Annotated in this window: 13 protein-coding genes; 9 read left to right on the forward strand and 4 right to left on the reverse strand. The window is 57.2% G+C overall.

From position 1 onward, the window contains the following. Positions 1–232 precede the first annotated feature (232 nt). The gene (locus tag BLW66_RS15930; RefSeq protein WP_089947071.1) at positions 233–532 is read left to right on the forward strand and encodes a hypothetical protein; all 300 of its coding nucleotides are present in this window, start codon (positions 233–235) and stop codon (positions 530–532) included. 96 nt (positions 533–628) lie between these two features. On the opposite strand, the gene BLW66_RS15935 is transcribed toward BLW66_RS15930, so the two are convergent. Next, positions 629–1306 (reverse strand): class I SAM-dependent methyltransferase, encoded by a 678-nt coding sequence (locus tag BLW66_RS15935; protein ID WP_089948282.1) that lies wholly within the window; start codon positions 1304–1306, stop codon positions 629–631. Between the two features lie 2 nt (positions 1307–1308). After that, positions 1309–2205, reverse strand: a complete 897-nt coding sequence (locus BLW66_RS15940) for an NAD(P)/FAD-dependent oxidoreductase (protein WP_089948285.1) — start codon at positions 2203–2205, stop codon at positions 1309–1311. 235 nt (positions 2206–2440) lie between these two features. Here BLW66_RS15940 and BLW66_RS15945 point away from each other — a divergent pair, with 235 nt between their 5' ends. Both BLW66_RS15945 and BLW66_RS15950 read left to right on the forward strand, forming a co-directional pair. Continuing rightward, positions 2441–2890 (forward strand): Rrf2 family transcriptional regulator, encoded by a 450-nt coding sequence (locus BLW66_RS15945; protein WP_089948288.1) that lies wholly within the window; start codon positions 2441–2443, stop codon positions 2888–2890. Positions 2891–2996: 106 nt separating this feature from the next. Further along, positions 2997–3665 carry a cupin domain-containing protein gene (locus BLW66_RS15950; RefSeq protein ID WP_089948291.1) on the forward strand — a complete coding sequence of 223 codons (669 nt, stop codon included), beginning with the start codon at positions 2997–2999 and terminating at the stop codon, positions 3663–3665. 15 nt (positions 3666–3680) lie between these two features. Here the strand turns inward: BLW66_RS15950 and BLW66_RS15955 are convergent, their stop codons facing one another. After that, on the reverse strand, positions 3681–4433 hold the full coding sequence (locus BLW66_RS15955) for a FadR/GntR family transcriptional regulator (protein WP_089948293.1): 753 nt from the start codon (positions 4431–4433) through the stop codon (positions 3681–3683). A gap of 104 nt (positions 4434–4537) precedes the next feature. Continuing rightward, positions 4538–5323, reverse strand: coding sequence for a carbohydrate-binding protein (locus BLW66_RS15960; protein ID WP_089948296.1), 786 nt, complete (start codon positions 5321–5323; stop codon positions 4538–4540). Positions 5324–5548: 225 nt separating this feature from the next. Here BLW66_RS15960 and kduI point away from each other — a divergent pair, with 225 nt between their 5' ends. The 6 genes from kduI to BLW66_RS15990 are packed head-to-tail and all read left to right on the forward strand — an operon-like array spanning position 5549 to position 13098. After that, the gene (gene kduI / locus BLW66_RS15965; RefSeq protein ID WP_089948299.1) at positions 5549–6373 is read left to right on the forward strand and encodes a 5-dehydro-4-deoxy-D-glucuronate isomerase; all 825 of its coding nucleotides are present in this window, start codon (positions 5549–5551) and stop codon (positions 6371–6373) included. A gap of 7 nt (positions 6374–6380) precedes the next feature. Next, complete coding sequence (locus BLW66_RS15970; RefSeq protein WP_089948301.1) at positions 6381–8294, forward strand: DUF2264 domain-containing protein; 1914 nt, start codon at positions 6381–6383, stop codon at positions 8292–8294. Continuing rightward, positions 8284–9366: a glycoside hydrolase family 88 protein gene (locus BLW66_RS15975; protein ID WP_170833508.1), complete on the forward strand. Its 1083-nt coding sequence runs from the start codon at positions 8284–8286 to the stop codon at positions 9364–9366. Before BLW66_RS15970 ends, BLW66_RS15975 begins: the two co-directional genes overlap by 11 nt. 34 nt (positions 9367–9400) lie before the next feature. After that, entirely contained in the window at positions 9401–11290 is a 1890-nt protein-coding gene (locus tag BLW66_RS15980) for a heparinase II/III domain-containing protein (protein ID WP_170833509.1), read from the forward strand. Beyond that, positions 11283–12206: a carbohydrate ABC transporter permease gene (locus BLW66_RS15985; RefSeq protein ID WP_089948308.1), complete on the forward strand. Its 924-nt coding sequence runs from the start codon at positions 11283–11285 to the stop codon at positions 12204–12206. Before BLW66_RS15980 ends, BLW66_RS15985 begins: the two co-directional genes overlap by 8 nt. A 4-nt stretch (positions 12207–12210) precedes the next feature. Then, the gene (locus BLW66_RS15990; protein ID WP_211664283.1) at positions 12211–13098 is read left to right on the forward strand and encodes a carbohydrate ABC transporter permease; all 888 of its coding nucleotides are present in this window, start codon (positions 12211–12213) and stop codon (positions 13096–13098) included. Position 13099: the final 1 nt, after the last annotated feature.

Raw genomic sequence — 13099 nt, forward strand, 5'->3', positions numbered from 1 at the left:
GGGGGCGTATTTCACCGGTCTCACGGTCCGTGATCCGGTTCTCACGGCGGCGTGATCGCGTGCGCGAGAGGGGATGTTTTGCTGTGCATCAATGCGCAGAAGTGGGGCGTTTTTGCGATGTCTGGGCGTTGAGGCGCGGGGTTCCATGCCCCATATTAGTCTCATCAAACGGCAACACGCCGACACACACATTAGGCAACAGCCTGAAAACAAACAAAAGAGAGTACTGAAAATGAAAACTGTAATCGCAACAATTATCGCCCTGTCCGCAACTGCTCCTGCTTTCGCAGCACAGGTGACAGACGCCGCCGCATTCTTCGCAGCAGACAACAACTCCGCCGCTGAGCGCGTGATCCCGAACACCTCCACCGGTGACGTTTACGCCGCACAATTGGCCGGCGCACAAGCCAACGAAGCCGCCGCAGAGCGCAACGTGTCCGTGACCGCAGGCCAAGCAACCCGCGCAAACACCGACCTGCTGTCGTTCTTCGCACTGGGTAACGAGTCCGCAGCCGAGCGCGTTAACTACTAAGTTCTCCTAGGTCGTCTCCTGACCCGAAAAGGCCCCTCGCATGTGATGCGGGGGGCTTTTTTACGGCTCCATAGACAAGCGACATCGCTTTTTTAGTTAATGCTCAGGTGCATACGCGACCCAGCCTCGGAAGCTGAGACCTGCGTAAAACATGGCAGGTGCGGTGAAGCCCGCCTTGCGCATAAGCGTCTCTTCCTCCCTCTCTGAGAGCAGCGTTAGTTTTTGCATCATGCCTGTCGCCGAGCGAGCAGCGATTGTAACGTCGGCGCTCTCCCCAGCAGCGAATGTGGCTGAGCGCGTTAGCCAATCATGTGCGTGCCCAATTTTGGGTCGGCAATGGTGAGCGATAATCAGGGGAGCGCCGGGGCGCAGACGTTTGCGCAGCCCGCGTAAGACGTGCAGGCGTTCAGCTTCGGTTAAGAAGTGGAGCGTTAGTAGGCAGGTGGCCCCGTCAAAGGGCCTGTCCGGCGCGTCTTCGATATCGCCTCGGAGCAGTTCCACCCGTGATCCTGCGTCCTTTACGATGTCTGCAGCGAGGTCGAGCATAGCTTGCGACGGGTCGACGCCGACGAATGACCAGTTGGGTCTGGCCGTCGCAAAGGAATGCAACTCAAGCCCCCCACCCGCGCCGAGCACGAGGACGGAGGCGTCCTCCCTTGCGGTCTCCGATATCATCACAACCGCCATTCGGTGCAAATCCAACAAGCCGGGAACCCGTTGGGGCGTCACTTTAGCATAATCCGCCACCATAGCTGGGTCCGAAAACGGGTCCATCGTCACTTGCCAAAAACCAAAGCACGGTGGACGGCGGTTCCTGCCGTCACACCATCGCCGACGGCCCAGCTGACACTATGGGGTGCCCGTGCAATGTCTCCCGCGGCGTAGACACCTGGCTGCGATGTCATTTTGGCCTCATCTGTCACGATTAAGGGCCCCATCATGGTCTCTTCGACCTTTACGCCAAGCAGTGCGGCCAATGGGCTAGCGTGCGCCGATTGCGGGACGACATAGAGGGCCTCAATTTCGACCGCGTGACCACCTTGCAGGCGGATATTGGACAGGTTCGTACCTTCACCCTCAAGTGCTGCCAAAGGTCGCGGTTCGATCTGGACGCCGCGCTGTATGAGGAGACCGCTTTGCTCTGTCGTTAGCTCGTGGCCGTTCAGGAATAAGGTTGTAGGTCCCCACTCGGTGATCAGCTGCGCTTGATGCACGGATATTTCATTCCGGTAAAGTACCCCAAGTGACCGATCACTGTATTCGAAGCCGTGGCAATAGGGGCAGTGTAGAACGGATATACCCCAGCGGGCGGCTAATCCGGGGATGTCTGGCAAGGTGTCGTGCAACCCGAAGGCCAGAATCAGCGTGCGGGTGTACAAGGTTTCGCCGGTGTCTAGCCCAACAGAGAAACCATCGCTTTTGCTTTGCGCGCTTTGCGCTGCTGTGGTCCGTACGCTAACCGTCGGATAGCTTTTCAGCTGGAGACGTGCATCCGACAAGATGTCGAGCGGTGCGCGTCCGTCTTGTCCCAGAAACCCGTGGGACGCGGACGAAAAGCGGTTGCGCGGTTTGCCTGTGTCGAGGACCTGCACTTTCCGTCTGGCGCGGCCAAGATAGGTTGCGGCCGAAAGGCCTGCAAAGCCACCGCCGATGATAATGGTATCAAATTGCATGTTAGGTTTCCCTTGGTAGCGACACTTTAGGGGCGACCTAGCAGCGCGAAGGCTTCCCCGAACTCGTATCAGGGGGGCGTGGCGGCGTTGGACATCGGCGCCTTGCTGCTATAACGCCCAGTGTGGCGAAATTAGAAAAGAATCACGTATCATTAAAAGATACATGATATGGCGGGGCCGTCAATTAGCCTCTTTCGGGCAGTGCATCTTGTGGCCAAAATAGGAGGGAGATGGTATGAACCGCGACACGAGGCTTTCGGACGTGCTGCACGTGTTGCTGCATCTTGACCATGTGAAGGAACCGCGAACCTCCGAGTTTCTCGCCAAAAGCATGGGAACCAATCCGGCTGTATTCAGGCGGACCATGGCGGGGTTGCGTAACGCCGGTTACGTGCAATCAGGGCGTGGGCATGGCGGCGGCTGGTCCCTTGCGCGGCCGTTATCTGAACTCACCTTGCTTGACGTTTACACGGCACTTGGCAGCCCGAGTTTATTCGCCATTGGTATGCGCGACGACAACCCTGCGTGCCTTGTTGAGAGAAACGTCAATGAGGCATTGGAGGACACGATGGCGCAGGCAGAGGCGCTATTTGTCGAGCGTTTTGGGGCCATCACCCTCGAAAAACTATTACCCAAGATTGACCCAATGGTTTTTGCAACCTGTGCTAAGTCGACCGACGACTAAACGAGTTTACCGCTAGTAAGCCACGGCCTTGGCCTTGTCGCTGGAGCCGCTCGACAATAGGTTAGTTTTTTACTCCCTACAGATACACCGTCCGAAGGAATACAAAATGGATCTGAACGCCGACTTTAAACAACGCGTCGTTGTGCACTCCGATCAGCTTGATTGGGTTGCCTCCCCGATGCCCGGCGTTGATCGGCGTATGCTTGACCGTATCGGCGGGGAGGTGGCGCGTGCGACGACAATTGTACGCTACGCGCCCAACAGCAAGTTCTCGGCCCACACCCATACTGGGGGTGAGGAATTTATTGTTTTGGAGGGCGTGTTCCAGGATGAGCATGGCGACTTTCCCGCAGGTACTTACGTGCGCAATCCGCCTACATCATCACACACGCCTGGCTCCGATGCGGGTTGCACGATTTTCGTGAAGCTTTGGCAGTTCGACATGGATGACCGCACGCAATTTCGCAAAGCTATGGACGAAGAGCTTGGCGAAAAATCGGATGGCGTTGCGACCGCGCTTCTTCACAAAGATGCGCGTGAAACGGTTACCTGTAGCGAGCTCGACGCAGGCGCGGCATTTGTGAACTCTGACGCTGGCGGCATTGAGCTTTTGGTGATCTCAGGATCGATTACCGAAAGCGGTGAGGAACTTGAAAAAGGCGCATGGTTGCGGCTTCCTGAGGGTCAGATGCTAACTGCACAAGCGGGGAAGGACGGCGCGAAACTCTGGATCAAAACCGGACACCTGCCCTATGCAAAGCCGCCTGTCGTCTAGTGGTTTACTGATGGCTCAGGTGTTACCCGTTCCAGCTTCGGATAAACGCTTGCCAATCAACAGCTCCCGATACCGCATTTGTCCGCCCTTCAAGTGGACACGCATTGCGTTTTCGGCGCCTTCCGCGTCACCCATAGCAATGGCGTGCAAGATGCGTTCGTGTTCGTCAAAGATGAACCGGCGATAAGCGATAAGCTGTTCCTGTGCGCTACCATCCACGATCTTCGATTGTGGAATGGCGCCGCGACCGAAGGCTTCCAGAAAATTGCGAAATACCGGATTGTTGGTTGCGTCGGCGATAGCCAGATGCAGGTCTAGGTCGGCGCGGCGCACCTCCGCCGATGGTGCGGTTTCTATCAGGTTGCGAAACACGCCGTGGAGGCGAAAAATTTCTTCTTCTTGCGCAGGAGAGCGCCGTTGAGCGGCAAGGCGCGCCGCCTCGATCTCAATGGGTGCGCGCACTTCAAGGTATTCCAGATCGCCAGCAATTTGCTTTTTATCCAATGGCCCTGCGGCCCGAAGAAGACTGTGGCTATTCAGGACGAAAACACCCGCGCCCTGTCGGGCCTCCACAAGGCCATCGGACCGAAGTGACGCAATCGCCTCCCGCACAACTGTCCGGCTGACGTCATATTTTTTGGTCAACATCGCTTCGCTGGGCAGCTTGTCGCCTGGACTGAATTCGCCAGATTGAATGCTTTGGCGCAGGGCATCTCCAACCTGTACGACAAGCGTCTTCGATCCGGGGAGCCGAGCATGATCTACCAAAATAAAACCCTTCCTATCGCCACAAATCGCGACGCGCGATTGGCGATGTGAGCAACTTATATGATAAGATATGATTTCTTGCAATGGTGTAGCGCGTGGGGTGTTCAGATGTGAGTTCCCCAAACTTGGATTTGGGTTAATGCAGGGAATGGTGATGGGTCGTCAGCCTTGATCAATTTCTCAAGGCGAACCCATTCGGTACGTTGTTCTGGGAGCGAAAAGCTCTGCCCCGCTGCGGTCTTCTCAAAAGGAAGTTCAGTTGTGAACCCGTTGGAGAACACCAGCCGCCCCGACGTCCACCAAGCATCATGCGGAAAATCGGCGCGTAGGTGCACCACCACCTTGTCGGCCAGAACTTCCCTGCCGAACTCTACCGTGAGCGCTGCGTTTTCATCGCAGTTAATCCCCCAGCTGGAGAATGGCCATTTGCCGTGATCTGTGTTCAACGTCTCGCCGTCAATTGCATTTCGCGCAAAAAATACCGCCTCATTTCGCGTCTCAACATTTGCGCTAGAGTGCGGGTAAACGCCTGATATTGATGGCAAATCATGGGGATTCAGAGCTAAATTTCTGCGCGCAAAAACCTCTTCAGGGTAGGCTTCCCGCACCAGTATGCGGTGTCGGTTTCCATCAAATGCGGTAGGCGGATGTGCGTCCTTCAGCTGCCCGAATGGGATCGCGTAGGTGAGCTGCCTATCCTTGAGAAATATAAACGTCGGCGGTAGGGCGCTATCGAGCGATATGATCAGGAAAATATCTGGCCGCGACGAGCTTAGAGTAATGGTATCGCCATCATTATAGGGTTGGCGGTAGTGTAGTCCGACCTCTTGTGTTCCTTGCGCGCCCGCAAGCGTTAGCTGCGATTTGTTTTTAATTTCGAGTGTTAGCATATCGTTTTTCCTTCTGCGCGCAGCGGCCATTTTGCCAAGTTTCGTCTTGGGGCGACGCCTGCCCCGAACATCGGTTCGGCCACCTACAGGCTGTAATCACTTTTAACTTGTCATATGAAAATGCAACCCGTATTACAAGTTGAAAGAGGTTGCCGACGTCCAGCCACGCAGATCTCGCGATGTTCGCGGCTTACCGTGTCGGTTTTGAAGATAAGGGATCAGATTATGTTAGCTGTCGAGACTCGCCATGCTGTTCACCCCACTCAGGTGCAGGGCGCCACTACGCAGGATGTTCGCGACCACTTTTTGGTCGATAACCTTTTTGCGGCCGGAGAAATTCGTCTGACGTATACGCATTATGATCGGTTCGTGATGGGTGGTGTTGTGCCGGACGGGAAAGACCTTGTTCTTGATGTCGTCCCGGAGACTAAGACGGCCACTTTTCTAGAGCGGCGCGAGATGGGCGTCATGGCGGTGGCGGGCACTGGTCGTGTCACGGTAGCGGCTGAAACCTATGAGATGAGCCGTGGTGACGTGCTCTATATCGGTATGGGGGCTGGCGCTGTGACCTTCTCAGGTGATGCGCGATTTTATCTAACATCAACGCCTGCGCATCGCACTTGCCCTACGCGTTTGATTGTAATGGCGGATGCCGCGAAGGTTGAGCTGGGCGATGCCGCGACGGCGAATGTTCGCACTATTTACCAATTCATACACCCCGACGTTATGGAGAGCTGTCAGCTCACCATGGGGCGTACGGAGCTTGAGGTCGGGTCGGTTTGGAACACGATGCCAGCGCATGTGCATGATCGCCGGATGGAGGCGTACCTCTATATCGATGTCGCGCCGGAGGATCGAGTTGTGCACCTGATGGGTGAGCCGGATCAGACGCGCAACATCTTTGTGGCGAACGAGGAAGGGGTGCTGTCGCCGCCTTGGTCAATCCATTCGGGCTGTGGCACGCGCAACTACTCCTTCATATGGGCCATGGGCGGTGAGAACATGGACTTCACCGACATGGATTTCGTGAACACTGAAGACCTGCGTTGATCGGCCAATGAATCCGCTTGCTTCCAACCCACTAAGGTCTCGCGCTGATTTTGCGCGCGCTGCGGTACAGCTGTGGTCCCCATTGAAGCCACATTTCAGTGCTGGCTGCGCACGGGTCACGCTGTCGCAGACCGGCACGCATTTTGGCCCTGTTGCCTCGGCGCTGGAGGGTTTCTCGCGCCCCTTGTTCGGGCTTGCGCCCTTGGCGGCCGGTGGGGGCGACTTTGCTGACTGGGATATGTTTCGGACAGGCTACGCCAATGGGACGGACCCCGATCACCCTGAATACTGGGGCACGCCGCGTGCCAATGATCAGCGTTTGGTGGAGGCCGCCGCGATCAGTTTCGGCTTGTTATTCGCCAAAGAGCAGCTGTGGGATGCTCAAACCCCTGCCGCGCAAGCCAATATCGCCGCTTGGTTGAAGGCCTGTCTGGCGTGCCAGGTGCCTGACAACAATTGGCAGTTTTTCCACGTGCTGGACTCGCTGGCGCTTGAACATGTCGGCGTCGATCACGACCGCACCGTCCGCGAAGATTGCTTGCAAGCTTTGGAAAGCTACTACCTAGACGATGGGTGGTACGCTGACGGGGCCGTGCGTCGTTTTGATCACTACACACCGTTTGCGATGCACCTGTACGGGTTGCTCTATAGCAAGCTGGCCCACGGGGACGACGCACGCCGTCAACGGTTTCGCGACCGTGCGGCGACCTTTGCGCAAGAATATCAGCACTGGTTTGATGCGAACGGCGCATGCATCGCCTATGGCCGTTCTATGACTTATCGCTTCGCGATGAATGCGTTTTGGGGCGCATTGGGGTTCGCGGATGTCGAGGCTCTGCCTTGGGGCCAAATTCGCGGGCTTTGGGAGCGTAACATGCAGTGGTGGGGCCAACGCGATGTCTATGATCGCGACGGTGTCCTGTCGGTCGGTTATCTTTATCCGAACCTGTTGGTGGCGGAAAACTACGCCTCTCCCTGCTCGCCCTATTGGTCGATGAAATCGTTCTTGCCTCTGGCGCTGGCCGAGGATCACCCGTTCTGGACCGCCCCGCCGGTCGAAAAGCAGCAGGCTACACATCAGTATGCGCAGCCCATCACGGGCGTTATTGGCTACGGCAACAGCGACGACCGCATCATGTTAACAGGATGCTGTGAAATGCGCCGGTCGCACAAAGGTGGGGCAGAGAAATATGGCAAGTTCGCCTACTCAAGCGCCTTCGGTTTTTCTGTCGACCACGACAGCGACGCATTCTTTGCCAACCCGTTCGACAACATGTTGGCGTTCTCGCGTGATGGCAGATCTTTCACTGTGCGTCGTGACATTGATGAGGCCGTGATCGGGGATGACTGGGTGTTTTCACAGTGGTCGCCAGAGCCGGGGATAACGGTGGACACTTGGCTGATCGCCCGCGCACCTTGGCACCTGCGGTATCACCGGATCACCAGTAAGCACCGCTGTTTGGTCACGGAGGGCGGTTTTGCGATCAAGCGCGAGGATGATGATCCCGAGCATGAGACAGCTAAGAACGGCATAGCGAAGGTGCAATCCGAGGGACAGTTTTCACACGTGATCAACGGGCCGACCGCGCCGCGGCAAGGCGTGGTGCGCCGCGCGATGCCGAACTCTTCCTTGATGTACCCGCGTAGTTTCGTGCCGCATTTGACGGGCAAAATAGAAGTGGGCGAGACGTGGCTAAGTGCGGCGGTGTGCGCCGGTATTAATGCGGATAAGACCGAGGAATCAGCGTTGAGCATCCCCGATTTCCCCGATGTCGACACCCTACTCGCGCTGCGCAAGTCGGGCCGTCCTGTAAGTGGCATGACCCTCAGAGAGCCCGACCCGCTTCACATGAACAGGGTGCTTTTGGAGCAGATCGGATTTGAAGCGCTTCAACCTAATGAGGTTTCTGATGAAGTATGACCTGAAGCCCTGCGTCCCGCTGCTAGACGGGCATAAAGCGGTGGTTGCGCATACGTTGGCGATTGATGTCACGACTGTGAACACTGGTTGGGAGGACACCATGCTCGCCTTAGGGGCGGTCATCGGCGGTACGGCGGAGGGCGGCGCGCCCCTATTAAACTGGGCGCGCAGTTGGGCGGATCACCACCTTGCTGCGGGTTTCATCCGCGATGAGCTACCCGACGGATACCAAACCATGCAGCACTCGGGTGCCGCGACACGCGGCTTTTATCTTAGCCCATACTGTGGGGAATGGGGCGGCATATCCGTGCTGGCTGAACTCTCTCGCGCAACGGGTGACGGCTCCTATACTGAAGCCGCCGAAACCATCGCGGACCACCTTCACGCGAATGCCTTACGCTGGGGCGACGGCACCATCTTGCACGGTCATTGGTCGGAGCTGCCATGGGTGGACACGCTTTATTACACCGCGGCCCCGTTGGCGCGGCTCTACCGTGCTACGCGGAACACCCGCCATGCGGTAGAAGCCGTGCGCCAATGCCTTTTACACGCCAAGCACCTGCGCGACCCCAAAACGGGCCTCTTCTTTCATGAGGCGCATGATGACGGGCGCCGGACCGCGTGGTCGTGGTCTCGCGGTAACGGCTGGGTGGTCATGACCTTCGCGGACGTGTTGGCCCTATGCCCGCAGGACACCGCCGGTTGGGACGAGCTTATGGCGATCTACCGCGATCTGGTGACAGCTTTGTTGCATCACCAGCATTCAAGCGGGCTGTGGCGGATACTTTTGGAAAACGATGAAAGCCACCTAGAGACCAGCGGTTCTGTGATGATTGCCACGGGCATTCTCTCGGGTATTCGCAACGGTTGGATTGACCCAGGTGAAACCGCTTTGCTGCGCCGCACACTCTTAGAGGTCGACACATGGGTCGACTACAAGGGGCGCTTGATGGGTTGCCAGACACCCGCAGGGCTGGGCGGCTGGGAAAAGCACAAACTGTCACGCATGGGGGAGCGCACTTACGGCGCGGGTGCGTATCTGCGGTTGGTCGCCGACATCGACACCCCTTAACGCCGACGCAATGCCTGTTGGGAGGAACAAGCACATGACGGATGGTCAAATATATTCCAGTCGGGGCGCAGCCAGCCACGACCAGCAGTGCGCGGCCCCCGTCGGTGTGGCTGCAAGGTTGCGTGGCGTGAAAGGCGACCTGGGCAGGTACCTGCCCTTCCCAATGCTGCAAGACCGCGCGCATTGGGAAAAGGTGCTGCGGCATTCGGGTAAGGACCTGATTGCACGCGGGAAAGCTCGCCTGAAGGAAGACTGGCCCGACCTGCCGGAGGAACTCTACAGAGACTTTGACCGCTCCAACAATCGCGACAGGTTTGAGACGATCTATTTTGCGCGGCGTCAGATGTTAAACGACCTTGTTTTGGCCGAATTGGCGGAAGCCAACGGTCGGTTCATCGCGCATATCGGGAAAGGCATTGCCACGCTGTGTGCGGAGGCTGGGTGGCAACTCCCGGCGCACAATCGGTACGTCCGAGAAGGCACAATCCATCCGTTGCCTGACCCCAAGCGCCCCGTCGTGGACCTGTTTGCCGCGCAAACTGCGTCTCAACTGGCAACGCTCTCCGCGGTGTTGGGGGCCGCACTTCCGCAGGCGGATCACGATGTGATTGCCAATAATATCGAGAGTCGCGTGCTGTCCCCCTACCTCGATTACCCGTTTTGGTGGACGGGCCGTGTGGGCGGACGCCTCAATAACTGGACGACGTGGTGCACAAGCAGCATTCTTTACGCAGCATTCCAGTCGGATCGTCTCACAGCCGCGCAGCGCGGGGTTATCGCTGGGCACGCGGCAGATAGTCTGGATTTGTTCCTAGACGATTACGGCGATGATGGAGCCTGTCCCGAAGGGCCAAATTACTACCGCCACGCGGCGCTTTGCCTATTCGCCGCGCTCGACTGCCTAAACCACGCGAGCGGCGCCCACTTGGCCCCCCTTCTAACGCACCCGAAGCTGCGCAACATGGCCGAGTTTCCCTTGTACGTGCATATGGCAGGCGATCGCTTTGCCAACTTCGGGGACGGGGATTCCAAGTCGCGCGGTGCCACGGCGCAGATGTTTGCTGCCGGAAAACTGTGTCAAAGCGCGTCGCTGTGCGACTTCGCCGCCGACCAGCACGCGAGGTTCCCGACTGAAACCGCAGGCTATGATTTCTGTCTACGTAATCGTTTGACCGAATTTGCATTAGCCGATGAAATCACGCATGGGCAGCCCGCCAGCCCCACAACGAAAGAGGGGTACCTCCCCTCGTTAGGAATGCTCACGGCTCGCCGTGGTGGAACTGCGCTGGCCGTTAAGGCGGGCATCAATCAAGACAGCCACACACACAACGACACAGGCTCATTCATCGTGCACCACGGTGCCACGCCGGTGCTGATTGACGTCGGGGTCGAGAACTACACGCGTAAGACGTTTTCGCCGGAACGCTACGATATCTGGACCATGCAGTCGCCCTATCACAACCTCGCCGATTTCGAGGGCGCGCAACAGGTAAACGGGCTGGAGTACACAGCGCGTGATGTCAGCTACCGGATCACCGAGGATAGTGCATTTTTTGAGGCGGAGCTGGCAGGCACTTACGGTGCGGATGCGGGTTTGCGAAGCTACAGGCGCACTGTTGAATTGGCTTCTGACGGCACGGTTACAGCGTCGGATCGCTATGACGGGTCGCGGGCGGGCACGCTGAACTTAATGACCTGTCTGAGGCCCGTGATTGATCAAGGTCGCATCATGATAGGGGCCGATGCATCGCTAGACTGCGCGACGGCAGCAAGAGCCAGCATAGAAGTCATACCAGTGACAGACAGCCGGTTACGCCAGTCTTGGCCGGACAAAATTTACCGCCTGCGCATCCCCTTCGACGATCGCCAAATCACGATCAAAATTTCGAAATGTTCAACTGAAGGGCCCATCGAAAATGACTGAAACAACCCTGAGCCCCGCACCTAAAGTCCCGATGTCACGGCGCGCCCGCAAAAGGCGCAACCTGATTGTGGCCTATTCATTCATCGCGCCAAACTTTATGGGCTTCGCGCTGTTTACGCTTGGCCCGATCTTCTTCGCGTTGGTGTTGGCGTTCATGCATTGGGACGGCTCCACCGAGATGACCTATGCGGGGCTGGACAACTTTTGGAAGCTGTTTGAAGACCGCGCCTTTCAGTCCGCGTTCTGGAACACGATCATCTACACTGTCTTCGTCGTGCCGCTGACCTTGGTGTGCTCTCTGGGACTCGCGATTTTGCTGAACCAGAAGATATTCGGGCGGGACTTTTTCCGAACGGTCGCCTTCTTTCCCTATGTGGCCTCTTTGGTGGCGGTTGCGGTGGTGTGGAACATGCTGCTCAATCCCGACTTCGGGCCTGTAAACATGGTGTTGTACAGCCTTGGCGTAGATCCCAAAAACCTGCCCGGCTGGGCGGCCGACAAAGACTGGGCGATGGTGACGATCATCCTGTTCTCGGTGTGGAAAAGCATGGGGTACTTCATGGTGATCTACCTTGCAGGCCTGCAGGGCATCCCAGCGGAATTGTACGAGGCGGCCGACATTGACGGGGCCAATAGCTGGCAAAAGCTGACCCGTATCACGCTGCCGCAACTGGCGCCCACGACCTTCTTTGTGTCGGTCATGCTGACGATCCAGTCTTTCAAAGTCTTCGATCAAATCTTCATGCTGACGCAGGGCGGGCCAGGCACATCGACGCTGGTGCTGGTCTATCACATCTACAACGAGGCCTTCATTTCTTGGGATCTTGGCTACTCCAGCATGGTCGCCTTGGTGTTGTTCCTGCTGGTTCTGGTGATCACGCTGGCACAATTCTGGCTGTCTGAGGAAAAGGATTAAGCGCATGACTATGGTTACCGAACAATCCAATTCCACCCCCGCGCCTGTCAGGTACAAGCGCCCGCGTAAACGCCGGATCAACTGGGGTTTGGTGGCGACATATGTCGCCGTCATACTGGTGACGCTGACAATGTTGGCGCCCTTTATTTGGATGCTGTCGGCGTCCTTAAAGCTGGACCGCGATGTGTTCGCCTTCCCGATAGAGTGGATACCCGACGCGCCGCGCTGGCAAAACTACGTCGAGATCTGGACCAAAATCCCGCTTGGCCTGTTTGTTTACAACACCGCTAAACTGACGATCATCGTCACTGTTCTGCAACTGCTGACCTCAAGCTTCGCGGCCTACGCCTTTGCGAAATTGCGGTTTCCCTACCGCAATGTGCTGTTCCTTGCCTACATCGCGACCATCGCCATGCCGTGGCAGGTTTACATGGTCCCGCAGTTTATTCTGATGCGCGAGCTAGGGCTCAGCAACACGCACATGGCGCTCATCTGCCTGCAGGCCTTTACTGCCTTCGGTGTGTTTCTGATGCGCCAATTCTACATGTCTATCCCTGACGAGCTTTGCGAGGCCGCGCGGATCGACGGGATGAGCGAATACGGGATTTGGTGGCGCATCATGCTGCCCCTGTCGATGCCTGCGCTGTCCACGCTTACGATCTTTACCTTTGTGAACACTTGGAACGATTTTCTGGGGCCGTTGATCTACCTCACGAAAACAGAGCTTAAGACCATTCAGGTCGGTATCCGCTTATTCATCAATCAGTACTCGGCTGAATACGGGCTGATCATGGCTGCCTCCGTCGTGGCGCTGATCCCTGTGTTGATCGTGTTCCTCGCGTTGCAGCGGTTCTTCGTCGAGGGCATCGCTTCGACCGGTTTGAAAGGATAAT

The organism is Litoreibacter albidus, from assembly GCF_900107015.1.
In the GTDB taxonomy this organism is placed as follows: Bacteria; Pseudomonadota; Alphaproteobacteria; order Rhodobacterales; family Rhodobacteraceae; genus Litoreibacter; species Litoreibacter albidus.

Coding starts and splice junctions, on each gene's coding strand:
- BLW66_RS15930 (WP_089947071.1), top strand. CDS start 233: ATGAAAACTGTAATCGCAACAATTATCGCCCTGTCCGCAACTGCTCCT.
- BLW66_RS15935 (WP_089948282.1), bottom strand. CDS start 1,306: ATGGACCCGTTTTCGGACCCAGCTATGGTGGCGGATTATGCTAAAGTG.
- BLW66_RS15940 (WP_089948285.1), bottom strand. CDS start 2,205: ATGCAATTTGATACCATTATCATCGGCGGTGGCTTTGCAGGCCTTTCG.
- BLW66_RS15945 (WP_089948288.1), top strand. CDS start 2,441: ATGAACCGCGACACGAGGCTTTCGGACGTGCTGCACGTGTTGCTGCAT.
- BLW66_RS15950 (WP_089948291.1), top strand. CDS start 2,997: ATGGATCTGAACGCCGACTTTAAACAACGCGTCGTTGTGCACTCCGAT.
- BLW66_RS15960 (WP_089948296.1), bottom strand. CDS start 5,323: ATGCTAACACTCGAAATTAAAAACAAATCGCAGCTAACGCTTGCGGGC.
- kduI (WP_089948299.1), top strand. CDS start 5,549: ATGTTAGCTGTCGAGACTCGCCATGCTGTTCACCCCACTCAGGTGCAG.
- BLW66_RS15970 (WP_089948301.1), top strand. CDS start 6,381: ATGAATCCGCTTGCTTCCAACCCACTAAGGTCTCGCGCTGATTTTGCG.
- BLW66_RS15975 (WP_170833508.1), top strand. CDS start 8,284: ATGAAGTATGACCTGAAGCCCTGCGTCCCGCTGCTAGACGGGCATAAA.
- BLW66_RS15980 (WP_170833509.1), top strand. CDS start 9,401: ATGACGGATGGTCAAATATATTCCAGTCGGGGCGCAGCCAGCCACGAC.
- BLW66_RS15985 (WP_089948308.1), top strand. CDS start 11,283: ATGACTGAAACAACCCTGAGCCCCGCACCTAAAGTCCCGATGTCACGG.
- BLW66_RS15990 (WP_211664283.1), top strand. CDS start 12,211: ATGACTATGGTTACCGAACAATCCAATTCCACCCCCGCGCCTGTCAGG.